The organism is Actinoplanes sp. NPDC049265 (assembly GCF_043197135.1).
GTDB lineage: Bacteria > Actinomycetota > Actinomycetes > Mycobacteriales > Micromonosporaceae > Actinoplanes.
The window spans coordinates 1-24,204 of the sequence record NZ_JBICSP010000036.1 but is presented as its reverse complement, the minus strand read 5'-3'; the positions used below and the strand labels follow the sequence as shown (position 1 = coordinate 24,204).

Here is a 24,204-nt window from a genome sequence, read left to right as displayed (position 1 = left end):
TACTTCACTTTCCTGGACGGATGGTGCCGACTCCCGGCACCAGGAGTTGATGCGTGGCGAGCTCGTGGTAGAGCGGGCTGGTGACGAGCAGTTCGTCGTGCGTACCCGTGGCCACCACCCGCCCCGCCTCCAGCACGACGATCGTGTCCGAGTCGACCACCGTGCTCAGCCGGTGCGCCACCACCAGCAGCGTACGGTCGCGGGCGGCGGCGCCGATCGCGCCGCGCAGGGCCGCCTCGTTGCGGGCGTCGAGATTGCTGGTGGGTTCGTCCAGCAGCAGGATGGGCGCGCCGCTGAGCAGGGTACGGGCGATGGCAAGCCGTTGCCGCTCCCCGCCGGAGAGCAGCACCCCACCCTCGCCCACCTGCGCGTCCAGACCCTCCGGGGTCCTGTTCACCAGGCCGTCGAGATTGACCTGGGCCAGGGCCTGCCGCAACCGGTCGTCGTCGGCGTCCGGTGCGGTCAGCAGCAGATTGTCGCGGAGCGTGCCGGCCAGCACCGGCGCCTCCTGCTCGACGTAGCCCAGCCGCTCGCGCAACGCCGCCCGGGACAGCTCACGGATGTCCACACCGCCGACGCTGATCGTGCCGCCGTCGACGTCGTAGAACCGCTCGATCAGCTGCAGGACTGTCGACTTCCCGGCACCGGACGGGCCGACGATCGCGACTCTCGTCCTCTCCTCGACGGTGAAACTGATCTTTTCCAGAACCAATGTCTCGTCGTACGCGAACGAGACGTCCTCGAAGGCGACAGTGTTTCCCCCGCCCGCCTGCCCGGATCGATCGGATTCCCCCTCGGCGGGCACCTCGAGGATCTCCTCGATCCGGCGCAACGCCCCCAGGCCGGTCTGCACCTGCGTATACGCGTTCAGCCCCTGCCCCAGCGGCTGCACCAGGAAGAACAGGAACAGGATGAAGGCCACCAGGTCACCGACGCCGATCGCGCCGGCCGCCACGCGAGCGCCGCCCGCCCCCAGCACCAGCAGGAACGCGCCCTGGATGGCGGCCGACGCGGCCGGGCTGATCAGGGCGCGCAGGCGGGCCACGCGTAGGCCCGCTTCGTACGCCTCATCGGCGTTTTGGCCCACCGCCTCGGTCTCGCGCTCCTCGGCGCGCGAGGCCCGGATGGTCCGCGCGGCCGAGATCGCCCGCTCCACCGCCGAGGTCATGTCGCCCAGCCGTGCCTGCGCCGCCTCGGCCAGGGGCCGGATCCGGCGGGACACCACGACCGCCACCGCCATGCCCGCGCCCAGCGCCACCACCGCCACCCCGAACAGCACCGGGTCGAGCACCACCATCGCCACCGTGGCGCCCGCGGCCATCACCACACCCGACGCCAGCTCGAACAGGCCCGACGTCACCACCGCCCGGAACAGCGTGGTGTCGGCGCCCACCCGGGACAGCAGGTCGCCGGTGCGGCGCCGGTCGTACTCGGCGATCGGCAGGCGGATCAGATGCGCGGCGAGGCGCCGGCGCGTGCCCAGCACCAGCCCCTCGGCCGTCCGCTGGAGCAGATAGTCACGCACGCCGCCGAGCACCGCCCCCACCAGCAGGAGCACCGTCAGCAGCAGCACGACACGGCCGATCGGGCGGCGGCCGGTCAGGCCGTCCAGCACCTCCCGGACCAGGACCGGCTGGGCCAGCATGGCCACCGCGCCGACCAGGGACAACAGCGCCACGACGAGGAGCGTGCGGCGATGCCGGCGCAGGTATGGCGCGAGGGCCTTCATGAGCTCAAGATTAGTTGGTTTGCACACCCGCCTGCCTGGGCACAAACGCACGGCGCCGCGGATGTTTCGTCGCGCTCGGATGTGTCGTCGCTCTCTGGCCTGCCTCGCGCTGCACTCATCGCGTGACACTGCCTCCCCGCGTGACATGGTGGGTGCCTCATCACGTGGCGCTCTGAGGATCGAGAGGGAGCGGATGACGAGCCAGCTGGTCTGCCGGCCGGAGCGGGACTTGCCGGTGGCGGTCCTCCGCGTCCGCGGGCGACTCGACCGGCACACCGCTCACGCCCTGCGCATCGCCGTCCGCCGTTGCCTGGCCCCCCAGCCCGAGGCCCTGCTGGTCGACCTGACCGGCGCCGACCTGGCCGAGCCGGCCGCCCTGGAGGTGATTCCCCACGTGATCACTGAGACCGCCGAGTGGCCCAACGTGCCCGTCATCGTGTGCGGCCACAACCTGGATCACCCCCTTGTCGGGTACGCCGACAGCCTGGCCGAGGCGATGACGGAGATAGCCGACGAGCCGGAGCCGCGCCGCATCCGCGTCCGCCTCAAGCCGGTCCCCGACGCCTGCCGCCAGGTCCGTCAGCTCGTCCACCAGGCCTGCGTCGCCTGGCACGCCGGCGAGGCCGCCGCCTCAGCGTCGCTGGTAGCCACCGAGTTGGTCGCCAACGTGGTCCGGCACGCCCACACCACGATGGAGTTCACCCTCGGCCTCCGCGACAACCGCCTGTGCCTGACCGTCCGCGACGGCAGCCGCCGCCTGCCCCGCGCCGTGGATCCCACCCTGACCGAGACCGGCGGCCGTGGCCTCCGCCTGGTCCGAGCCCTGACCGAATCCTGGGGCGTCCACCCCTTCACCGACGGCAAGGTCGTCTGGACCCACCTGGGCGTTGCCTGACCCCGCCAGACCTCCGGCCGCCGCGCCGGCCTGCACCCACCTGGCCCCGCCGGCCTGCACCCACCTGGCCCCGCAGACCCTCCCACCTGGCCCCCCGGCAGACCTCTCGCCGCCACTTGGGCCCAGAGCCGACGTCCCGCCGACACGGGTCGTCGTCTGGAGCACCTAGCCCTTTGTCCGCATGGAATCGGGGCGGGTGGTCGCCGGCGCGGCCCTCACCGAGCTCAGCCTCCGGTCACGGCCGATCCGTCCCTTACGATCACGCCCGCTGCGGAAGACCGCTCGGCCCGTCCTCGTCATCCGGAGCGTCTTCGCTGCGCGGCGCGGCCGCACCCTGATCGGTAAAGCGAGGCAGCCCGCTGGGCGCGCTCCCCGCTTCCTCCAACCCATTTCCCCGTACGCCCAAAGCCCCACCCGCAGCACCGTCGCCCGGCACACCGTCGCCACCCACGCCGCCGCCCGCAGCACCACTGCCCGGCACACCGCCGCCGCCCGCACCGCCACCCGCAGCACCGCCGCCCGGCACACCGCCGCCACCCGCAGCACCGCCGCCCGGCAGACCGCCGCCGACCCCGCGCAGCCCCGAGGGCGCGCCGGTCCCCGGGGCGTTCTCCCCACCAGGTCGTGAACCGACTAGACCGGCCAACCCCGAAGCCACACCACTCAGCCCCGAAGGCGCGCCTCCCCCGAACTCGACCGGCTTATCTGCCGCCGAATCACCCAGATTCGGAAAGCCTGACCCACCGTTGCCTTGCGGCGCCGCCCCCGGATACCCCGGCCCGCCATTTCCCGGCTGACTCTGGCTTCCCCCAGTCGGCGGCCGATTGAGCTGCCCCATCTGCGGCGGCTCAAGGGGCGGCCGATTGGGTCGCCCGAGCGGCGCCGTAGAAGCCTGCTGCCCCGAGACCCCGCCCCCCGCCCCGATCCCCGAGTTCCCACCCGGACCAGGCCCGCGGCTCCCCTCGGAAGACCCACCCTGACCCACCCCGGACGACCCACCAGGACCCGACCCCTGGCCCACCGCGGACGACCCACCAAGGCCCGACCCCTGACCAGCCACAGACGACCCACCAAGGCCCGACCCCTGACCAGCCACAGACGACCCACCAAGGCCCGACTCCCGACCTGCCGCGGAAGACTCACCTAGGCCCGACCTCCCACCGGACGCCGGAACCCCCTGACCGACCGCGAAGGACTCCCCGGGGCCGGACGCCGGCATGGGCCGGTTGAGCTGGCCCATCTGCGGCGGTTCCAGGGGCGGACGTCCAGTCCGGGCCGCCCCGCCGGCCTGCTCACCCATCCGCCCGAAGGGACTCGACTGTCCACTATCACCAGACTCGGTGCCCTGCTGCCCCGGACCAGCCGACAGAGGCTGACCAAGCCCACCCGGCTGACCCGACCCGGGTTGTCCGAGCCCAGACTGACCCGCACCCGGCTCGCCGAGTTGGCCGAATCCCGGCTGACCGGACCGGCCGAGCGCCGCCTGATCTGAGTGACCTTCGATCTGGCCCGACGTCATGGGGGCCGGGCTGGTCGGCCGGTTCGGCCTGACCGGTTCTGAGGCTCCCGGATGCGCAGGCGAACCCAGACCGGAGCCGCCCGAGCCGGCCACACCTGGGCCACCTGCTGGGCCGCCGGGACGACCGGGTCCGGATGCGTTGGAGTGGCCGAGTCCAATGCTCGGCTCAACCGGGCCGGACGGCTGCTGGCCCAACTGCTGCGGACCCTGCTGGAACCCACCGCCCGCATCAGGCTGACCCTGCGGGAATCCACCCCCGGGAGCCGGCTGGCCCTGCAGGAACCCACCACGCGGATCCTGCTGAGCCCGCGGGTACCCACCACCTGGAGCCTGCTCAGCCTGAGGGAACCCGCCTACCGGAGCCGACTGCCCCTCGGGGACTCCACCAACGTTCGGGACCTGCTGGTTCTGAGGGAAGCCACCAGCGCCGGGAGTGGGCTGGTGCTGAGGGGACCCAGCGAGATGGCCGGGGCCTTGCGTGTTGTGAGCGGGACCTGGGTGGCCCGGCTGCGTGACGTCAGCGGCGGTGGGCTGGATGGGTCCTGGCTGGGCAGGACCCGGGGTGGGTGAGTGCGACTGGGTAGACGTTGCGGCCGGGCCGGAAGGGGTGGGACGCGCGGAAGGGGTGAACTTCGGGGCGTCCAGGGGGCGGTTCTGGCGGTCGAAAATCGGCGGGCCCAGTAGCAGGGGGTCGATGTCCTGGGTTTCCCGGTCGGCGAGGTTGGTCGGGCTGGCGTGTTCGAGGGCTTCGGCTCGGGTGGCGGACGGAGGCTCAGGGTGGGGGGCGGAGAAGGACAGGCCGCTGGGCTCGTCTCCGGTTGGGGCGCCGAGGGAAGGAGCGGGGTGGGCTGAGGGAGCTGGGGCGCCGGGGGTCGAGGGCTGGGTGGCGGCGTGAGGTAGGTCGCTGGGGGTGGAGGCGTCGCCTGCCGGCGGGATTGGGGCGGCGGCCGGATGACGTGCGGCGGGGGGCGGGAAGCCAGCGGGGTCAGGGACCGAAGCCGTTCCGGGGGCGGGGGTCATGTCGGGGAAGGGGGCCGGCGCTGGTCCGTGGTCCTTGAAGGGGGCGCCCTGACCGGTGGTGGATGGCGCGTACGGGGATTCGGGTGAGGTGGCCGGGGACGCGCCAAGCGGAACGGAAGGCTCAACGGCGTGAGGAAGGGAAGGAGCGGCAGGGGTAGGCGAAATAGGCGTGGCTGGTGCGGAGGTCGGTGTGGGAGGCGTGACCGCTGCGGAGGTCGGTGTGGGAGACGTGACCGCTGCGGAGGTCGGTGTGGGAGACGTGACCGCTGCGGAAGCCGCGGCGGGAGACGTAGCCGGGGAAACAGGCGTGGCCGGTGCGTAAGTCGAAGCGGCAGGCGGAGCCGGTGCGGCTGAGGAGGAAGTCGCAGCGGCAGGCGGGGCTGGCGTAGCCGGGGCGGAAGGCGGGGCCGGAGTTGCGGAGGCGGAAAGTGTGGCAGCGGGGGGCGCGGACGGAGCCGCGGAGGCGGACGGGGCCGTAGCAGGGGCGGGAAGCGCTGCGACGGGACCGTGGGTCTGGGCGGCGGGAGCGGGAAGCGGGGCGGCGGCTGTTGGAGGCTGGAGGGCGGAAGGCACGGCTGGGGAGGGCGGGGTGGCGGGCGGAGGGAAAGACGCGGCGGTGAAGGAGACCGCGGTTGGGTAGCCGGTGCCCTGGGGGCCGGCGGACGGCAGGCCCGGGTCAGCGCCCAGAGGGCCGGCGGACGGCAAGCCCGGGTCAGCGCCCAGAGGGCCGGCGGACGGCAAGCCCGGGTCAGCGCCCAGAGGGCTGGCGGACGGCAAGCCCGGGCCGGAGCCCAGGGCCTGGTGACGGGCGGCGGCGATCAGGCCGGACGACTCGGCCAAGCCGGCGGCGAACAGGACCTCGGCCGCTGCCCGGCCGGATGGGCACGGCAGGGGCTCGCCGCAGACGGGGCAGGTGGCCATGCCCTCGCGGGGGCCGGCGCCGTTGGCGTGGGACTGGAGCATCTCGCGGGCGGTACGGGCGAGCACGCTGTCTGGTTTGACGATTGTGGCCATGCGAATTATCCCCCGTCGGCGCCTCGGCGCGCTGCCGGGGCCGGTCGCGCGCGCGTTGAGGTCAAGTTCACCGCCTCGAGGCTGCGTGTGTGCGTGTTTCGGCCAAACACCAGCACCGGGAGTGACCGCCCGGCTGTGGGGTCGAGCGATGAGCGCCCGAGGGCATAGCGCGAGAGCGCACGGCGGGAGCACGCAGCGCGGGCACGGCAAGGGGTACAGCGCGGGCACACCAGCGTGGAGTGGGCGCGCAGTAGGGAAACGGGGGCAGGGGCGGGGTTGGGCGAGCAGCGTCGCCGCGAGGGTTGTGCAGCACGCGCGGTGAAGGGCAGCACGGCGGAGCACACGGCGGCGGAACGGGCGGCACGGCGGAACGCGGAGGGGGCGGGCACGGCGGAGGGGTTCGGCGCGTAGCGCCGGGAGGGTGACCACTTACGCACGTGGAGCGAAGCGACCCTCGGCGGGAGCAGCGGTCTGCACCATCCACCCAGCTACGACATGATTTTGACCCTGATTGCCGAAGAATTCATCGTGAGCCGGACATTCACTCACTGCAATAGCATCATCACTCTCCGTACCATGGTTTCACCCCCAGGAGGTGATCCCCATGGACGACACCGAGCTGTACCGCGAGCAGATCCTCCGGCACGCCGGGCCCGTCATCACGGGTCGTTTTGTCGCGTTCGGCCCCTCGTACACCCGTGAGATCAAGGTCGGCCAGCCCATTGTGCTGGCCGTTTTCGTCGCGGCCACGATCGCGCGGCTGATCGGGGCGCTGGTGCGGCTCAAGGGGGTGCACCGACAACTCAAGGATCTCAAGAAAGGGCCGGAGTTCCTGGTCACGCCGGTGCGGCTCAAGGATGACCTGGGGCAGCTCTACGAGATCGAGATGCACGGGCACCTGGCGGCGTCGCATCTGCACCGCGGCGACCTCGTGCAGGTGCGCACCAAATCCCAGGACGACCCACGGCTTCCGGTACGCCTGATGACCCTGCTCAACCTGACGACCATGCAGCCGCTCACGCCGCGCATCCCGACGGTGTGGTCGCACATCGGGCCGGCGTTGCTGATCCAGGCCGCGCTCGGCCTGACCGCGGCGATCGTGCTGATCGCGATCTGGATCAGCTGACCGGGGCTCAGAGCCGCCCGAGTGGCACGGCGCGGGCCATCGCCAGGTCGCCCGCGTCGTTCGGGTGCAGGTGGTCGCCGCTGTCGTAGGCGGGGAGCATCCGCGTCGGGTCGGACGGGTCACGCGTGGCGGCGTCGAAGTCGGCCACCGACGCGCCGAAGGTGGAGCGGATCCAGTCGTTGACCGCGACGCGGGTCTGCTCCAGCTCCGGCGTCCACGAGCCCCAGCCCCGGAACGGCATGATCGTGGCACCGACGACCTTGATGTCGTGGTCGGCGAGAACCGAGGTGATCTGGGCCAAGCCGGCGATGATCTGCTCGGGGTCGGTCTGGTGCGGGTCCTGCTGGATGTCGTTCACGCCCTCGAAGATGATCACCGAGCGGACTCCGGCGCGCAGCAGCACGTCCTGGGGCAGACGGGTCTGTGCGCTCTGCCCGCACGACTGGTAGATCGTGTAGTTCGGGTAGCCGCAGTCGAGCAGCACCCGGTTGCCGCTGATCCCCGAGTTGGCCACGCCGTAGTCGGGCTGCGGGCCGGCGACCAGGCGGGCGGCCAGATAGTCGGTCCAGCGCCGGTTGGCGTTGAAGGTGCTGGTGACGCCGTCGGTGATCGAGTCGCCGAGCGCGACCACCGTACCGGGCGCGCCGGTCACGTCGACGGCGCTCACGTAATGCCAGACCTGGGTGCGCTCGCCGAACGCGGCGGCCGAGACGTCGGCGGCGTGATCGGCGGGGCCGCGGCTGAACACCGAGTCCTGCATCGCCGCCGGGTGGTAGGTGACGGTGCCGGAGGGCTGCGGCGTCCAGACGCTCACCAGCAGATCCCGATCGGCGGCAACGCGAAGGGTGACCGGGTCGCTGACCGCGTCGGCGCCGGCCGGGACGGTGAACGAGGACCGGCCGTTGAACAGGACCTCGCGCATGGTGCCGGGCGCGGCGGCGCCGTCGCTCCGGTCGACCGTGCCGTCCCAGCGGCCGCCCGCGTGCGCGGAGACGGCCACGGTGACGTGGCCGAACAGCACCGGCCTGGTGCCGTAGCGGTTGGACAGGTGGATGCGGACCTTGTTGCCGCCCGTGGTGGTGTGGACGACGTTGCGGATGGTGAAACCGGCGTATCCCTGTTCGACGCCACCGACGGCGGCGGCGGGAGCGGTGGCCCAGGCGGTGGACCAGTTCGGTGCGGCTGAGGCGGGCGAGGGCAGAGCGAGGACGGAGAGGGCCGCGGCTGCGGCCAGCAAGCGGGACATAGAGATGAGTTTCGATGTCTGCGAACGGGTTTGTAAAGCTGGCAAAGGAGGTAACGCCGTTGTTTGATAAGGCGAGAAGAGAGGCGGTACCTCCGGTGGGCGAAGAGGTCGAGCAGCGCGTATTCACCCGCGAGGACCGCGCGAAGTACCGGCAGAAGATCCGGCGCAGCCTGGACGTGTTCGCCTCGATGCTGCGCGAGGCGCGGTTCGAGTTCGAGCGGCCGCTGACCGGCATGGAGATCGAACTCAACCTGATCGACGCCAACGCCGACCCGGCCATGCGCAACGCCGAGGTGCTGGGCGCGATCGCCGACCCCGACTTCCAGACCGAGTTGGGCCAGTTCAACGTCGAGATCAACGTGCCGCCGCGCCGGCTCGCGGGCGAGGAGAACGCCGACCTGGAACGGTCGCTGCGGGCCAGCCTCAACAACGCCGAGGAGCACGCCCGCTCGGTCGGCGCGCACATGGTCATGATCGGCATCCTGCCGACCCTGCGCCGCGAGCACATGACCGCCGACGCGCTCTCCGCCAACCCCCGCTACGCCCTGCTCAACGAGCAGATCTTCGCGGCCCGGGGCGAGGACCTGGACATCCGGATCGACGGCGTCGACCGGCTGGCGGTCAACACCGACACCATCGCGCCCGAGTCGGCCTGCACCAGCACCCAGTTCCACCTGCAGGTCAGCCCCGAGGAGTTCGCCTCCTACTGGAACGCCGCCCAGGTCATCGCCGGCGTGCAGGTGGCGCTGGGCGCGAACTCGCCGCTGTTGTTCGGCCGGGAGCTGTGGCGGGAGACCCGCATCCCGCTGTTCGAGCAGGCCACCGACACCCGTTCGGAGGAGATCCGGGCCCAGGGCGTACGCCCGCGGGTGTGGTTCGGTGAACGCTGGATCACGTCGGTGTTCGACCTGTTCGAGGAGAACGTCCGCTACTTCCCGGCGCTGCTGCCGATCTGCGACGACGAGGACCCGGCCGACATCGTCGAGCGCGGCGACACCCCGCAACTGTCCGAGCTGCGGCTGCACAACGGCACGGTCTACCGCTGGAACCGGCCCATCTACGCGGTCGTCAAGGGCCGCCCGCACCTGCGCGTGGAGAACCGGGTGCTGCCGGCCGGCCCGACCGTCGTCGACACGATCGCCAACGCCGGTTTCTACTACGGCCTGATCCGCATGCTGGCCGAGGCGGAACGCCCGCTGTGGACGCAGATGTCGTTCAGCGCGGCCGAGGAGAACTTCCACGCCGGCGCCCGGCACGGCATCAACGCGTCGATGTTCTGGCCCGGCCTGGGCTATGTGCCGGTCACCGAGCTGGTGCTGCGCCGGCTGCTCCCGCTGGCCAAGGAGGGGCTGGACCGCTGGGGCGTCTCGGCCGCGGAACGGGACCGGCTGCTCGGCATCGTCGAGCAACGCTGCCTGACCCACCGCAACGGCGCCACCTGGCAGGTCGACACGCTCCACAAGCTGGAGGCCGACGGGCTGAGCCGCCAGGAGGGACTGCACGAGATGCTCCGGCGCTACCTCCCCCTCATGCACGAGAACAAGCCCGTCCACGAATGGCCCACCTAGATCAAATTCAAGACCGGACACCGCCGGGGGCAACGATGGTAGGGGCGGGGAGGTCGGACAGTGGTAGCGCAGGGCGGTATCGAGGGGCCGGATACCGCCCTGGGCTACCACTGTGGCTGGACCGGCCGGGACGACCCGGCGGTGGGGCAGGGAGGGTGACCGGGCGACCAGCCTGCGTGTGGGCCACGGTGGGGATGGGTGGGCGTACCCATCTGATTTTCAGCCTTTGACTGCTCCCGCGGTCAGGCCGGCGACGATGTGGCGCTGGACGAGGAGGAAGAAGACGACCGCGGGGATGGTGAAGACGACCGCGGCGGACATGACCGTGGGCAGGGGGGTGACGAACTCGCCGACGAAGGACGCGATGCCCTTGGAGGCGGGCCACTTCTCCTCGTCGACCATGAACGTGGTGGCGAACAGATATTCGTTCCAGCTGTCGAAGAAGGCCAGCACGGCCGCCGCGGCCAGGGACGGGGCGACCAGGGGCAGGACGATGCGGCGCAGCATCGCGTAGCGGGAGCAGCCGTCGATGGCGGCCGCCTCCTCGATCTCGCGCGGCACGCCGTCCATCGCGGTCTTGATGATCCAGACCGCGACCGGCATCGCGAACGCCGTGTTGCCCAGCACCAGGCCCCACAGGTTGTTGAGCAGCCCGAGGGTCAGGAAGATCGCGTAGAGCGGGACCACGATCAGCGCCTCGGGCAACATCTGGGTGGCGAACAGCGCGAAACCGAAGACGCCGCGGCCGCGGAACGAGAAGCGGGACAGGGCGTACGCGGCCAGCACGGCCAGCGCCAGGCTGAGGATCGTCGTCCCGGCCGCGACGAAGGCGCTGTTGCCGAGCCAGCGCAGCATCGGCGCGCCGTCGATGGCGGACGTGAAGACGTGGCCGAGCCGGGTCACGTCGGGCAGCCAGTGGATGCTGCCGTCGAACAGTTCCTCCTGGGTGCGGGTCGCGGTGACCAGCATCCAGTAAAGCGGGAAGCCCGCCACCGCGGCGAGGACGGCGAGCACGATGAACCGGATTCTCACGCCAGGTCCTTTCCGGCGGCACGGCGTTCGGCCAGGGCGTACGCCACCGTCGCGATGGCCGACAGGATCAGGCCGACGGCTCCGGTGGCGGCCGAGCGGCCCAGGTCGGAGTCGAGGAACGCCTGCCGGTAGACGTCGATGACCAGGGTGGTGGTGCGGTCGACCGGGCCGCCCTGGGTGAGCAGCCAGATGATCTCGAAGCGCCGGAACGACCAGATGGTCATCAGCAGCGCGACCACCCGCAGCGTCGGGACCAGGAACGGCCAGGTGACGCTGCGGAAGATCCGGGCCGGGCCGGCGCCGTCGACCCGTGCGCTCTCGACCAGTTCCTTGGGCACGGACTGCAGCGCGGCCAGCACGACCAGGAGCACGAACGGGAACACCTTCCAGACCGAGACGGCCGTGACGGTGGCCAGGGCGTACGCGGTCAGCCAGCCGTGCCGCCCCAGCCCGGCCGCGGCCGACGCGTGGTTGAGCACACCGTTGTCGTTGTTGAAGATCCACACAAAGATCAGCGCCACCGCGACCGTCGGCGCCGCCCACGGCAGGGTGAGCAGCGCCCGCAGCGCGGTCCGCCCGCGGAACGCCTTGTCCAGCAGGACCGCGGCGGCCGTGCCGAGCAGCAGCGCCCCGGCCACCGTGGCCCCCGCGTAGATCAGGGTGACCCCGAGGGTGCCGGCGAACCGGGAGTCGGCGACCAGATCGGCGTAGTTGCCCGCGCCGATCCACTCGCCGCCGGTCGGGTCGAGCAACTTCGCGTCGGTGAAGGAGAGCCACAGCCCGTTCAGCAGCGGACCGGCCGTGAAGACGAGCAGGTACAGGGCGGCCGCGGCGGCGAAGATGTAGGGGGCGAGGCGGTGGGACCTCACTTCAGCTTCTCCGCCTCCTGCTGGGCGCGGCCCAGGGCGGCGGCGGGATCGTCGCCGTCGACCAGGACCTTCTCCACCTCGGTGAGGACCGCGTGGCGGATCTGCGGGGTCTTCGTCTCGAAGCCGTCGACGACCGCGTCGGCCGAGGTCGCGGCCTGGGCCTGGAAGGTCGGCACCCACGGGTTGGCGGTGACGAACTCGGCCGAGGGCTTGACGTCGGTGCCGATCACGCTGGCGCCCAGCGCTCCGGCGGCCGCCTTCTGCGCCTCGGGGCCGTAGTACCACTTCAGCCACTTCTTGGCCGCTGCCTTGTGCTTGGCGAACTTGTTGATGCCGACGAAGAAGCCGGCCTGGCTGCTCGCGGGGGCCGGGAACGGCAGCTTGCTGGCGCCGACGCCGGTGCTGGGAACGACCTTGTTGTCGGCGACCATGGTGGACAGGGCCGAGCTGTTGTCGATCATCATGCCGACCTTGCCGGCCTTGAACTTGGACCGGAACGTCGACGCGTCGTCGCCGACGGCCATGGCGCCGCTTTTGTACATGTCACGGAACGCGGAGACCGCCGCGATGTTCTCGGGGCTGTTGATGGTCAGCTTGCCGTCCTTCGACCACGCGCCGCCGAACCCGTAGGTCCAGTTGGAGAAGTCGATCCACCAGGGCGTTTCCTCGTTGATCTGGTGGCGTACGGCGAATCCGGGGTTGCCGGTCTTGTCTTTGATGGCCTTGGCCGCGGTGATCAGGCCGGCCATGTCGGTCGGCGGCTGCACCTTGGCGTCGGCGAGCAGCTTCTTGTTCCAGAACAGCGCGTAGTTGACGATCTCCCACGCGTAGCCCAGCTGCTTGCCGTCGACCTTGCCGGCCTCGCTGGTCTTGTTCAGCGCCTGCTTGCCGGCGTCGTCGAGCACGTCGTCGAGGGGTTCGAGCGCGCCCGCGTCGGCCAGTTCGGGCAGGAACGTGTCCGGGATGATCAGGATGTCCGGGCCGCCGCGCGCGCCGATCTGCGTCTTCAGCGTGCTCTCGTAGTCCTTGCGCGCCACCGACTGCTGCTTCAGGGTCACCGACGCGTCGGTCGCGGTGTAGCCGTTCACCGCCTTCCACAGTTGCTCGCCCCGGCCCGGCTCGAGCCACTGCCAGTTCGCGAAGACCAGCTCGCCGCCCGCTTTGTCGTCCTCGCCGCCGCCGCTCTGACCGCAGCCCGCGACCAGGGAGGCGGCGAGCACGACGGCGACCCACTTCCGGAGGTACACCCCAACCACCCGTCTACGAACCAGGTTCGTAAATAGTCCTTTTATCGGTGAGGCGACACTGTGCTCAGGACGGGCGCGGGGGTCAAGGTCACGACTTGTTACAAAGCCTGACTTACGAACATGCGGTGCCCGGTTCAGGCGCGTCGAACAGGGGCGACATTTACGAACGTGCGGCCGGCCGTCGACGGTGGATGCAAATTCGGACTATTTCCGAGCCGGCGTCAGCCGGGCTCCCTCGGCCCGGCTGAACGACACCTCCAGGACCCGGTCGGCCTGCAGGTAGATCGACAGGTCGGCCGCCACGCTACGCATCTCCGCCGCCGGTGTGACCGCGATGGCCAGCATGCCCGCGTCCACGAACTCGCCCAGCACCAGCGCCTCCCGGCCCAGGTCGGCGACGTCCCGGCCGACCGGGACGGCCACCACCCGGTGCCGGGGCAGCCGGTCACGCAACCCGTTGGCCATGACGCGGCCGCTGACCCGGGTCCGCAGCCCGTCAGCGCCGTAGACCACGACCAGCTCGTCGTTGGCGGCCAGCTCGGCCAGCCGCGCCACCACCGCCGCGCCGCCCCAGCGGGTGTCCGTCTCCCCCACCACGGCGATCGTCATCGCCGTCGGGCCCGGCTCCGGATCCGACCGCACCGGCAGCCCCAGGCCCACGGAGAGACCACGCCCGGCCACGTACACCGCCGCCGCCAGGAGCAGGGCGGCGAGCAGCAACCAGGCCCCGGCGTACGAATGGGTCAGACCAGCCGCACCGGCCAGCAACGCCGGCGGCACCAGCGCCCCCAGCGCCCCCACCGAACCCGTCACGCCCATCACCGCACCCGCGTCCCGGGCCGGCGCGGCCTTGCCGATCAGGGCCAGCAGGGTGCCGCTGGCGATGCCGTCGCACACCGCGATCAGCGCGATCACCGGCACCAGCATGACGGTCCGCGCCGCCGCCACGCCGGCCAGGCACAGAGCCGCGGCCACGCCGTAGCAGACCACCACCAGCCGGGCCGTCGGCCAGTGATCGGCGCACCAGCCGCCGGCCAACCGGGCCACCGACGCCACGATGGCCACCACCCCGGTGACGACCACCGCGGGAAACCAGCCGAACCCGGCCACCGTGGACAGGAACACCGGCAGATACACCGCGATCGACACGATGCCGCCCAGCGCGAGCAGATAGAGCAGGGACAACGACGAGGACCAGGCCAGCCGGGCCATCGCCGCGCACCGCCGGACCACGTTGTCCCGCTGCTCCGGAGGCACCGGATCGCGGAGCATCGCCGCGGCCACACCGGCCACGGCGACCAGCAGGACGGCCAGCGCCAGGGCGGCCCGGCGGCCCTCCGGGTCGAACCGCCAGGACGCGGCCGAGACCGCGACGGCGACGACCACGCCGAGACCGAACAGGCCCAGACCACGGCCGCGCTGGCCGTACGGCAGGGTGCGCGTGAGGAGGGCGGAGCCAGCCACGAACGAGGCCCCGGCGACACCGGCCGCCGCCCCGGCCGCCACGACCGCCGGAAGCGAGCCGGCCAGGCCCATGACGGCCACCGCGGCCGCCGACAGCAGGCTGATCGCGGGCAGCGTCCGGTGAGCGCCGAACCGGTCGGTGAGCACGCCCACCGGCAACCGGACCAAGGCGGCGACCAGCACCGGCACGGCGACCAGGAGGGCGTACCGGCCCGGGCCGGCGCCGAAACGGTCGTGCAGGTGCGGTCCGATCAGGATCGAGGCGCGCAGGTTGAGCCCCAACGCGAGCGTGGCGATCACCAGCTTCCGCATGCCTCCCCCTTTCCGGACGCCTACACGTCGCCCACAACGACCAACGGACGGAGCGCCCTCAGGTCACGGGAGGATGGCGTCGACATAACCGCCGTCGACCCGTACCGCGCCGCCGGTCGTGGCCGAAGCCAGCGGCGACGCCAGATAGACCACCATGTTGGCGATCTCCCCGGGCTCGATCAGGCGCTGGAGCAGCGACTGCGGGCGGTGCCGGCGCATGAACTCGCGCTGCGCCTCGTCCCACGGCAGATCTTTGTCGACCAGCGAATAGACGAAGTCCTCGACCCCACCGGTGTGCGTGGGCCCGGCGATCACACTGTTCACAGTCACCCCCGAGCCGGCCGCCTCCTTGGCGAAACCACGCGCGACGGCCAGCAGCGCCGTCTTCGTCATCCCATAGTGGATCATCTCGGCCGGCACCACGACGGCCGAGTCGCTGGCGATGTATTGCACCCGGCCCCAGCCCCGCTCCCGCATCCCCGGCAGGTAGGCCCGGGTCAGCCGGATCGCCGACAGCACGTTGACCTCGAAGTATCGTCGCCATTCGTCGTCGGTGATCTCCAGGGCCGGCTGCGGCCCGTACACACCCAGGTTGTTGATCAGAATGTCGACGTCCGGCAGCAGCTCGAGCACGCGCGCCGCACCGGCCTCGGTGGCGACGTCGGCCGGCACGGCCACGAAGTCGCCGTCGCCGAGCTCCTTCACCGCCCGGCCGACCGACTCCGGTGACCGCCCGTTGACGCCGACCCGGGCCCCCGCGGCGGCCAGGCCGGCCGCGATGGCCCGCCCGATGCCTTGCGTGGAGCCGGTCACCAGTGCGGTTTTCCCGCCGAGATCCAAACGCATGACCTCAGGCTTACCCCAGGCAGGCCGCTTCGACCAGACGGGTCGCGATCCGCGGCTCGCCGGCCCAGTGCAGGTGCAGGTAGGAGGCGTGCAGCCGCGCGGTGGCGAAACCCTCCGGATCGGCGCCACGCCACGCCCAGGCCGCGTCGCCGGCCGGGGAGAGCAGCAGACCCGAACGTGGATGGACGGTCGTGCGGTGAAACTCGTGACCGGTCACCCGGGTGCCGGCCGGCGCCAGCGGGCTGTCCCCCAGCGCCACCGCGTCCCGGTAGCCCAGGGTCAGGGTGGGGGTCATCGCGGCGTCGGCGTCGAGCACGCCGCACATCGGGGCCCCGTCCAGGGTGCGGCAGAGCCAGAGCAGGCCGGCGCATTCGGCCACGATCGGGCCGGCCAGCCCCGCGACGGCGGCGCGCAGGGGCTCGTTGGCGGACAGCTCGGCCGCGTACACCTCGGGAAAGCCGCCGCCGACGACCAGCGCGGCCGTACCCTCCGGCAGCGCCTCGTCCCGCAGCGGATCGACGGTGACCACCTCGGCGCCGGCGCCGGCCAGCAGCTCGGCCGTCTCGGCGTAGGCGAACGTGAAGGCGGGGCCACCGGCGATCGCCACCACCGGTCGCGGCTTCTGTTCGTCTCTCTCGATCGCCACCGGGCTCCACGGCTCGACCGCGAGCGGGGCGGCCGAGCGGGCGACCCGCAGGACCGCCTCCACGTCCACCGACGTGGAGATCAGCTGGGCCAGCGCCGACACCGAGGCCAGCGCCTCCGCCCGCCGCTCGGCCGCCGGCACCAGCCCCAGGTGGCGGGACGGCGCGGCCACCGCGTCGGCCCGGCGCAACGCACCCAGGACCGGCGTGCCGACCTCCTCGCAGGCGTCGCGCAGGATCGTCTCGTGGCGGTCGGAGCCGACCCGGTTGAGGATCACACCGGCGATGCGCGCGTTGCCGAAGCTGCGGAAACCGTGCACCAGCGCCGCCACCGAGCGCCCCTGCGCCGCGGCGTCGACAACCAGCACGACCGGCGCGTCCAGCAGCCCCGCGACCTGCGCGGTCGAGCCGGTCTCGCCGGCGCCGGTGCGGCCGTCGTACAGGCCCATCACGCCCTCGACGACGGCGACGTCGGCGCCGTCCGCACCGTGCGCGAACAGCGGCCCGATCAGGTTCTCGCCGACCATCACCGGGTCGAGATTGCGGCCCGGGCGGCCGGCGGCGAGGGCGTGGTAGCCCGGGTCGATGTAGTCCGGCCCGACCTTGAACGGCGCCACCCGCAGGCCCCTGCCCCGGAACGCGGCGAGCAGCCCCGTCGCCACTGTCGTCTTGCCGTGCCCCGATGCCGGCGCCGCGACGACCACGCGCGGAACGGTCACCACTCGATGCCCCGCTGACCCTTACGGCCGGCGTCCATCGGATGCTTGACCTTGGTCATCTCGGTCACCAGGTCGGCCGCCGCGATCAGGTCCGGGTGCGCGTCCCGCCCGGTGATCACCACGTGTTGCGTACCCGGCCGCGCGCCCAGCGTCGCCACCACGTCGGCCACGTCGACCCAACCCCACTTCATCGGGTACGTGAACTCGTCCAGCACGTAGAACGAATGCGTCTCGGCGGCCAGATCCCGCTTGATCTGCGCCCAGCCCTCGGCCGCCTCGGCGGCGTGGTCGCGTTCGGAGCCCGGCCGCTGAATCCACGACCAGCCCTCACCCATCTTGTGCCAGGTGATCCGCTCCCCCAACGCTTTGAGCGCGGTCTCCTCGCCGACCCGCCACTTCGGACTTTTGACAAACTGGAAAACGCCGATGTCCCAGCCCGCGCTCCAGGCCCGCAACGCCATCCCGAACGCGGCCGTCGACTTTCCCTTGCCGTGCCCCGTGTGCACGGCGAACACCGCCTGGCGCCGCCGCTGCCGCGTGGTCAGCCCGTCATCGGGGACGGCCTCCACCCTTCCCTGCGGCATCAGGCCACCTCGAGGGCGTCGAGCGGGACCAGGTCGGCGTTCAGGGTGGCCGCGAGGCGCCGGGCCAGCCCCAGCCGGACCGGCCCGGATTCGCAGTCGACGACGATGGCGGCCACGCCGGACAGGGCCGGGGCCACTGTCGCCGGGTCCGGCCCCGAGGTGGCGCGCCCGTCGGTCACCACGATCAAGAGCGGGCGTCGGCGGGGGTCGCGGCGACGTTCGGTGTCGATGGTGGTCGCGGCCGTTCGCAAACCAGCGGCCAAGGGGGTACGCCCACCCGTGCGCAACGCCGCCAGCCGCATCACGCCCACCTCGTGGCTGGAGGTCGGCGGCAGCACCTGCTCGGCCGCCTTGCCCCGGAACGTGATCATGCCGACCCGGTCGCGCCGATGGTAGGCGTCGCGCAGCAACGACAGGACGGCGGTCTTGACCACGGTCATGCGCTTGCGGGCGGCCATCGAGCCGGACGCGTCGACCACGAACAGGACCAGGTTCGCCTCGCGGCCCACGTGCACCGACTCGCGGAGGTCGGCCGGCTCGACCGTACGGGAACCGCGGTGGATCGCGGCCCGCAACGTGGCCGGTAGGTGCGGGGCGCCGGACATGCGGCCGTGCGGCACCCGCGACCCGGCGACGCGGCCGCGGCGGGTGAACGCGGGCGAACGTCGCCCCGAGTGCCCGCCGGCGCCACGGTCGGCGATGCGCAGCGTCCTCGGGCGGTAGGCCGGGCCGGCCGCGGCGACTCCCCCGGCCGGCTGCGGCTTCTCGTCTCCCTGCTCCGGCCCCCGCGCCTGGTCCTGCTGCTCCTGCCGGCCGGCTGGCGTTCCGTCCGGGCCGTCGGGACCTTTCTGCGGGCCGCCGTCCTGCGGGTTGCCGCCGGCACCGTCGCGACCGTCCTGCGGGTTGCCGGGACCGTCGCGACCGTCCTGCGGGTTGCCGCCGGCACCGTCGGGGCCATCCTGCGGGTCGCCGCCGGGACCGTCGCCGCCGGTCGGCGGGTCGGGATCCTCGTCGTCCTCGGCGGCGGCGTTCAGGGCGTCCTCGAGGCGTTGCTCGTCGGAGCCGGGCGGGTCGAGCGGATCCTTGCGGCGGCGGTGGGGAAGGGCCAGCCGGGCCGCCTCGCGTACGTCGTCGGTGGTCACCACGGCGCGTCCGTGCCAGGCGGCCATCGCCACCGCGCACCGCGCCACGACGATGTCGGCGCGCATGCCGTCCACGCCGTACGCCAGACAGATCTTCGCGATCCGGTCGAGTTCGGCGTCCGGCAGCACCACCGAGGACGCCGCCGCGCGGGCCGCCGCGATCCGGGTGGCCAGCTCGGCGTCGGCCGCCGCGAACCGGTCGGCGAACCCGGACGGATCCGCCTCGTACGCCAGCCGCCGCCGCACCACCTCGGCCCGCTGCCGCGCATCACGCGGCGCGGACACGGTGACGACCAGCCCGAACCGGTCGACGAGCTGCGGGCGGGGCTCGCCCTCCTCCGGGTTCATGGTGCCGACGAGCAGGAACCGGGCGGCGTGCTTGACCGACACCCCGTCGCGTTCGACGTGGGCCCGGCCCATCGCGGCGGCGTCCAGCAGCAGGTCGACCAGGTGGTCCGGGAGCAGGTTGACCTCGTCGACGTAGAGGGCGCCCCGATGCGCGGCGGCCAGCAGCCCCGGCTCGAACGCCTTGGTCCCGTCGGCCAGCGCACGCTGCAGGTCGAGGGTGCCCACAACCCGGTCCTCGGTGGCACCGACCGGCAGCTCGACGAGCGTGGCGGGCCGCGGCCCGTGCGGCGCGCCGGCGTCATGGGGGCCGTCCGGGCAGTCGGCGTCGGGCGTACCCGGATCACACGCGAAGCGGCATCCACGCACCACCTCGACCTCGGGCAGCAGGCCGGCCAGCGCACGCACCACCGTGCTCTTGGCCGTGCCTTTCTCGCCGCGCACCAGAACCCCGCCGACCGCCGGCGAGACGGCGGTGAGCAGGAGCGCCAGGCGCAGGTCGTCGAGGCCGACAACGGCCGAGAACGGGTACGGGGGTTGCACTGGCACTTCCCTTCTGCACGGGTCCGCGCCCGCACGACGGTCGTTCGAGCGGCCGGAGTCTCCTGACTCCCGGACCGTCAACGGCCCGGTCACAGTGGCGGGACCGCCCCGGACTCGCACCGGGTTCCTCCGCTACCGCTCGCCCGCCACTCAACCCGACCGACCACAACAACGTCAATGTGACGCTGACGTCGTCGCCACCCCCGCCTCCCCGGCCCGCTCGCCGCTCCCTTCGAAGCCTGCCCTCCGCACAGGGTCCTGCCGCCCGGCCCACCACCACTCCGCGTCGGGCACCGTCCACGACGTGATCTCAGCCCGGGGCCGCAGGCCTCGGGGACCACAAGCCTCGGGGACCACAAGCCTCGGGGACCACAAGCCTCGGGGACCACAAGCCCCAGCCCGGAGCCGCAGGCCCTCCGGGACCACAGCCTCAGCCCGGGGCGCGGCACACCTACGGACGCGACGCACTCCTCAGACGCGCGACGCCATCACCCCAGACTCGCGACGCGCTCTCCTCAGGCGCGCGGCGCCACGGAATGCGGGGACGACAGCGACTGCGACAGCTCGGCGACGAACTGGGCCGCCTTCTCGATCAGCGGTCGCTGGTGGCGGTAGAGGTCGGCGTTAGCCCGATCGGGCCGGGCCGGCTCGCCGATGTCCACCAGCGCGGCCGCGTGGTCGAGGTCGGGCAGTTCGCCGAGCGCGTGCCAGCCGAGCAGGCACGCCCCCAGCCCGGTACCCTCGGGCGTGTCAGCGACGGCCACGGGCAGGTCGAGGGCGGCGGCCAGCACGGCCACCCACAGTTCCGAGGCGACGGCACCGCCGGTCGCGCGTACCTCGGTCACCTGGATCCCGGCCGCGTCGAACGAGTCCCGCACCAGCGCGAGCTGCTGGCAAACCCCCTCGACGGCGGCCCGGACCAGATGCGGACGGCCGTGCTCGCGCCCCAGCCCGAGGTAGGCGCCCCGCATCCCCGACCGCCACCAGGGCGCACGCTCACCGAGCAGGTACGGCAGGCACAGCAGCCCCTCGCTACCGGCCGGCGCCGACTGGGCCTCGATCAGCAGCGCGGCGTCGATCTCGTCGGCGTTCTCCCCTTCGGCGGCCGGCCGCGCGAAGCCGCCCGCGAACGCCTGCCCGGCCCACCGCACCACCGACCCGGCGTTGTTGACCGCCCCGCCCAGCACCCACCGGTCCTCGGTCAGCGCATAGCAGAACAGCCGCCCCGCCTCGTCGGCGCTGGGCCGGTCCACGACCGTACGCATCGCCCCGCTCGTGCCCAGCGACACGGCCGCCACCCCCGCCGGCGTAGCACCGACACCCAGGTTGGCCAGCGGCCCGTCCCCCGCCCCGATGATCAGCGGAGTGTCCGCCGGCAGCCCGGCCGCCGAAGCCACCTCGGCGCGCAACCGCAGCCGCCGCGTCGTCGGCACGACCTCGGCGAGCTGGTCTTCCCGCACGCCGGCGATCTCCATGGCCTCCGCATCCCACCGCCGCGCATGAATGTCGTAGAGCCCCGTCGCCGAAGCAAGCGACAGATCCAGCAGATACGCCTCATCGGCGAGCCCCGACAGGATCAGCTCCTTGCCACCGCCCCACCGTGGCGTGTCCCTCAGGGTCTCCGGCTCGGTGGCGCCCCACCAGGCCAGCTTGGACAGCGGCGCCATCGGGTGCACCGGCGTGCCGGTGCGGGCGAGCAGCTTCGCGGCCAGCCCCCGCGCCGCGATCGCCTCGCTCTGCCCACCGGCCCGTCCGTCGGCCCAGGTGACCAACGGCCCGAGCGGCTTGCCCACAGCGTCCATCGGAACGAGCGCGTGCAGGAACGAGCTCAGGCTGACCCCAACCACCCGGTGACCGCCGTCCCGGCACTGCCCGGCCACGTCGATCAGAGCCTCGACGGCCGCGTCGCGCACCCGGTCAGGGTCGAGCTCGGCCCGCCCCGGCCCCGGCACCAGCAGCGGATAGTGCACGCTGGCATGCGCCCGCAACTCCCCGTCGAGCCCGGCGGCGACGCCTTTGGTCGCGGTCGTGCCGCTGTCGATCCCGATCACGACGTCCATGCCAAGACACTAAGCGGCCACGGGCCCACCCGCCTCGCACGCGCCTCCGGAAAACACGGTCCCGATCATCACCCCTCTCTCGCACGAGATCCTTGGCCGTGCGCGGTCACCGGTCAGCAGTCCGGCCCTCCGCCGGCGGCCGGAATCACGCCCCTCCCGACACCGGCACGTCGCCGGGATCGCTCCGGTTCAACTGGCTGAACAGCTTGGCGTACCCGTCGCGCAGTCCATCCCAGCCGTGATCCTTGGCCTCCACGCCGCGGATGACCCCCACCGCGTACCCACCGATCAGCTGGTCGCAGACCATCAGGCAGAGGTGCCAGCCGGCCGCGACCATCGCCTCGAGGCCGCGTTCGGGCGAATGGTGCCGCAGCGTCAGCCGGGTGCCCGTCTCGATCGGTTCCAGCTCCCAGCGCAGCAGATCGAGCCCCCAGGAGTACTCGAGCAGGCGCGGCTCGTCGGCGACCCGGATGAACGCCGGCAGGTCGACCTTCGTGTCGCCGTCGATCATGGTCAGCGTGGTCTCGCCGGTCGCGTCGAGCGGCGCGGAGGCGGCGAACGGCGCCCACTGATCGATCTCGACGGGGTCGACGAGCGCGGTCCAGACCCGCTCGGGTCTGTGTCGCAGCTCGCGCACCATGATCAAGGTCCAGCCGTCGTCGCCGGTGGTCGCCGTCGCGCCGTACGCCACACCGGGGTTGATCTCTGACATTTCGCTCCTCAGGGGTTGCTGTCGAGGTGACGTTCGAGCTTGTCGAGGCTCTGGCTCCAGAGCTCGCGGTACGGGCCCAGCCACGCGTCGAGCTCCTGGAAGGGGCCCGGCTCGAGCCGGTAGATGCGTTGCTGCGCCACGGGTCGCGAGCTGACCACGCCCGCATCCCGCAGCACCTTCAGATGCTTGGACACCGCCGGCTGACTCATCCGCAGGGTCGCCACGAGCTCAGCCACGCCACACTCGCGCATCCGCAGCGTGTCGCAGATGCGTCGGCGTGTCGGTTCGGCCAGCACGGCCAGTGTGTCCAGCGCCATGTGGCAAACATGCCAGAGGAGTTATATAACTGTCAAGGCATGGAGGGAGTGCAATGATGGTGATCGTGCGGGTGCTGATCGTGACCTCGGGTTCGATGGGCGACGTGGCCCCTTACACGGGCCTCGGGGCCCGGATCCGCGATGCCGGCCATGAGGTGACGGTGGCGTCGCACGCGCCGTTCGCGGCCGCGTTCGCCGAGGCCGGGCTGCCCTTCAAGGCCGTGCCGGGAGACCTGCGTGAGATTCTCCCGCAGGCGCGTGGCCAAGACGGCAGATCGTCGGGTACGGGGCCGCGTGCGCTGGCCCGCCTGCTGCAGATCGCGCGTCCCCTGATCGACCAGCTCGGCGACGGCATCGCGGCGGCGGCCGACGAAACCGAGCCCGACGTGATGTTGCTCTCCACTGTGGTGGCACCGCTGGGCTATCAGGTCGCCGAGGCGCGGGGCATCCCGTGGGCCGGCGCCTTCCTCCAGCCCATCTCCCCCACCGGCGACTTCGGCTCGGTCCTGCTCGGCGGCCGCTCGATCGGCCGCCACGGCAACTACGCGATCACCTGGACCGCGAACCGACTGAGCCAGTCCCTCTACGCCAAACCCGTGCAAGACCTGCGCCACCGCCTCGGCCTGCCGCACGAGTCCATCGGCGAGCTGCGAGCCTGGCAGGACGGCGGCCGCTATCCGACGTTCCACGGCTCCAGCCCCGCCGTGGTTCCGCGCCCGAGCGACTGGCGCCCCCAACTGGAGATCACCGGCTACTGGTGGCCCCATTCCCCCGAGTCCTGGACGCCGCCGCCAGAGTTGCGGGCTTTCCTGGACGCCGGCCCGCCTCCCGTCTTCATCGGCTTCGGCAGCATGGCCCCCGCCCAGGGCACCCGCCTGGCCCCCATCGTCCAACGGGCGGTGCACAAGGCCGGCGTACGAGCCGTGGTCCAGGCCGGCTGGGCCGACCTGAACCTGTCCGGCGACGACATCCTCACCATCGGCGAGGCCCCGCACGACTGGCTGTTTCCCCGCATGGCCGCGGTCGTCCACCACGCCGGCGCGGGCACCACCGCCGCCGCCCTCCGAGCCGGCGTACCCGCCGTCCCGGTCCCGGTCCTGGCCGACCAGCCCTTCTGGGCCGCCCGGGTCCACGCCCTAGGGCGCGTCGCCAAAGGGTCATAGCCACTGCAGCAGCGCAGCGATGGTGACGGTGGCCTGGAACGAGCTGCTGGTCTTGTCGTAGCGGGTGGCCACGGATCGGCATTGCTTG

At 72.2% G+C, this 24,204-nt stretch carries 19 protein-coding genes and 1 riboswitch; of the genes, 6 read left to right on the top strand and 13 right to left on the bottom strand.

The features are described from left to right. Positions 1-4: 4 nt before the first annotated feature. Positions 5-1,729, bottom strand: a complete 1,725-nt coding sequence (locus ACGFIO_RS42860) for an ABC transporter ATP-binding protein (RefSeq protein ID WP_392836690.1) — start codon at positions 1,727-1,729, stop codon at positions 5-7. A 193-nt stretch (positions 1,730-1,922) separates the two neighbouring features. On the opposite strand from ACGFIO_RS42860, the gene ACGFIO_RS42855 reads away from it, so the two are divergent. The 4 genes from ACGFIO_RS42855 to ACGFIO_RS42840 all read left to right on the top strand — a co-directional run bounded on the left by ACGFIO_RS42855 (position 1,923) and on the right by ACGFIO_RS42840 (position 7,303). Continuing rightward, on the top strand, positions 1,923-2,624 hold the full coding sequence (locus ACGFIO_RS42855) for an ATP-binding protein (RefSeq protein ID WP_392836688.1): 702 nt from the start codon (positions 1,923-1,925) through the stop codon (positions 2,622-2,624). A 181-nt stretch (positions 2,625-2,805) separates the two neighbouring features. Next, positions 2,806-3,252: a hypothetical protein gene (locus tag ACGFIO_RS42850; RefSeq protein ID WP_392836686.1), complete on the top strand. Its 447-nt coding sequence runs from the start codon at positions 2,806-2,808 to the stop codon at positions 3,250-3,252. Positions 3,253-4,194: 942 nt separating this feature from the next. Next, positions 4,195-4,713, top strand: coding sequence for a hypothetical protein (locus tag ACGFIO_RS42845; RefSeq protein WP_392836683.1), 519 nt, complete (start codon positions 4,195-4,197; stop codon positions 4,711-4,713). Positions 4,714-6,781: 2,068 nt separating this feature from the next. Then, positions 6,782-7,303: a hypothetical protein gene (locus ACGFIO_RS42840; protein WP_392836680.1), complete on the top strand. Its 522-nt coding sequence runs from the start codon at positions 6,782-6,784 to the stop codon at positions 7,301-7,303. A gap of 7 nt (positions 7,304-7,310) precedes the next feature. Here ACGFIO_RS42840 and ACGFIO_RS42835 read toward each other — a convergent pair whose 3' ends face one another. After that, positions 7,311-8,549 (bottom strand): SGNH/GDSL hydrolase family protein, encoded by a 1,239-nt coding sequence (locus ACGFIO_RS42835; RefSeq protein ID WP_392836678.1) that lies wholly within the window; start codon positions 8,547-8,549, stop codon positions 7,311-7,313. A gap of 95 nt (positions 8,550-8,644) precedes the next feature. Here ACGFIO_RS42835 and ACGFIO_RS42830 point away from each other — a divergent pair, with 95 nt between their 5' ends. Continuing rightward, on the top strand, positions 8,645-10,117 hold the full coding sequence (locus ACGFIO_RS42830) for a glutamate--cysteine ligase (RefSeq protein WP_392836676.1): 1,473 nt from the start codon (positions 8,645-8,647) through the stop codon (positions 10,115-10,117). A gap of 219 nt (positions 10,118-10,336) precedes the next feature. Here ACGFIO_RS42830 and ACGFIO_RS42825 read toward each other — a convergent pair whose 3' ends face one another. The 11 genes from ACGFIO_RS42825 to ACGFIO_RS42775 all read right to left on the bottom strand — a co-directional run bounded on the left by ACGFIO_RS42825 (position 10,337) and on the right by ACGFIO_RS42775 (position 22,953). Further along, positions 10,337-11,149, bottom strand: a complete 813-nt coding sequence (locus ACGFIO_RS42825; RefSeq protein ID WP_392836673.1) for a carbohydrate ABC transporter permease — start codon at positions 11,147-11,149, stop codon at positions 10,337-10,339. Next, positions 11,146-12,018, bottom strand: a complete 873-nt coding sequence (locus tag ACGFIO_RS42820; protein ID WP_392836671.1) for a carbohydrate ABC transporter permease — start codon at positions 12,016-12,018, stop codon at positions 11,146-11,148. The genes ACGFIO_RS42825 and ACGFIO_RS42820 overlap by 4 nt, the downstream gene beginning before the upstream one ends. Next, positions 12,015-13,265, bottom strand: coding sequence for an ABC transporter substrate-binding protein (locus tag ACGFIO_RS42815; RefSeq protein WP_392836669.1), 1,251 nt, complete (start codon positions 13,263-13,265; stop codon positions 12,015-12,017). The genes ACGFIO_RS42820 and ACGFIO_RS42815 overlap by 4 nt, the downstream gene beginning before the upstream one ends. Before the next feature lie 204 nt (positions 13,266-13,469). After that, positions 13,470-15,041, bottom strand: coding sequence for an MFS transporter (locus tag ACGFIO_RS42810; RefSeq protein WP_392836667.1), 1,572 nt, complete (start codon positions 15,039-15,041; stop codon positions 13,470-13,472). 63 nt (positions 15,042-15,104) lie between these two features. Beyond that, a complete protein-coding gene (locus ACGFIO_RS42805) occupies positions 15,105-15,887 on the bottom strand; it encodes an SDR family NAD(P)-dependent oxidoreductase (protein WP_392836664.1) in 783 nt (260 codons plus the stop codon). Between the two features lie 10 nt (positions 15,888-15,897). Continuing rightward, complete coding sequence (locus ACGFIO_RS42800) at positions 15,898-17,253, bottom strand: cobyrinate a,c-diamide synthase (RefSeq protein WP_392836662.1); 1,356 nt, start codon at positions 17,251-17,253, stop codon at positions 15,898-15,900. Next, a complete protein-coding gene (gene cobO / locus ACGFIO_RS42795; protein WP_392836659.1) occupies positions 17,247-17,834 on the bottom strand; it encodes a cob(I)yrinic acid a,c-diamide adenosyltransferase in 588 nt (195 codons plus the stop codon). Before cobO ends, ACGFIO_RS42800 begins: the two co-directional genes overlap by 7 nt. Next, positions 17,834-19,864 (bottom strand): VWA domain-containing protein, encoded by a 2,031-nt coding sequence (locus ACGFIO_RS42790; protein WP_392836657.1) that lies wholly within the window; start codon positions 19,862-19,864, stop codon positions 17,834-17,836. The genes cobO and ACGFIO_RS42790 overlap by 1 nt, the downstream gene beginning before the upstream one ends. Positions 19,865-19,919: 55 nt before the next feature. Next, a riboswitch (cobalamin riboswitch) is annotated at positions 19,920-19,994 on the bottom strand. Between the two features lie 385 nt (positions 19,995-20,379). Further along, a complete protein-coding gene (locus ACGFIO_RS42785) occupies positions 20,380-21,924 on the bottom strand; it encodes a gluconokinase (protein WP_392836655.1) in 1,545 nt (514 codons plus the stop codon). A gap of 145 nt (positions 21,925-22,069) precedes the next feature. Beyond that, positions 22,070-22,636 carry an SRPBCC domain-containing protein gene (locus ACGFIO_RS42780; protein ID WP_392836653.1) on the bottom strand — a complete coding sequence of 189 codons (567 nt, stop codon included), beginning with the start codon at positions 22,634-22,636 and terminating at the stop codon, positions 22,070-22,072. 8 nt (positions 22,637-22,644) lie between these two features. Further along, positions 22,645-22,953 carry an ArsR/SmtB family transcription factor gene (locus ACGFIO_RS42775; RefSeq protein ID WP_392836651.1) on the bottom strand — a complete coding sequence of 103 codons (309 nt, stop codon included), beginning with the start codon at positions 22,951-22,953 and terminating at the stop codon, positions 22,645-22,647. 53 nt (positions 22,954-23,006) lie between these two features. Here ACGFIO_RS42775 and ACGFIO_RS42770 point away from each other — a divergent pair, with 53 nt between their 5' ends. Continuing rightward, a complete protein-coding gene (locus tag ACGFIO_RS42770) occupies positions 23,007-24,116 on the top strand; it encodes a glycosyltransferase (RefSeq protein ID WP_392836649.1) in 1,110 nt (369 codons plus the stop codon). The last annotated feature ends 88 nt before the right edge of the window (positions 24,117-24,204 follow it).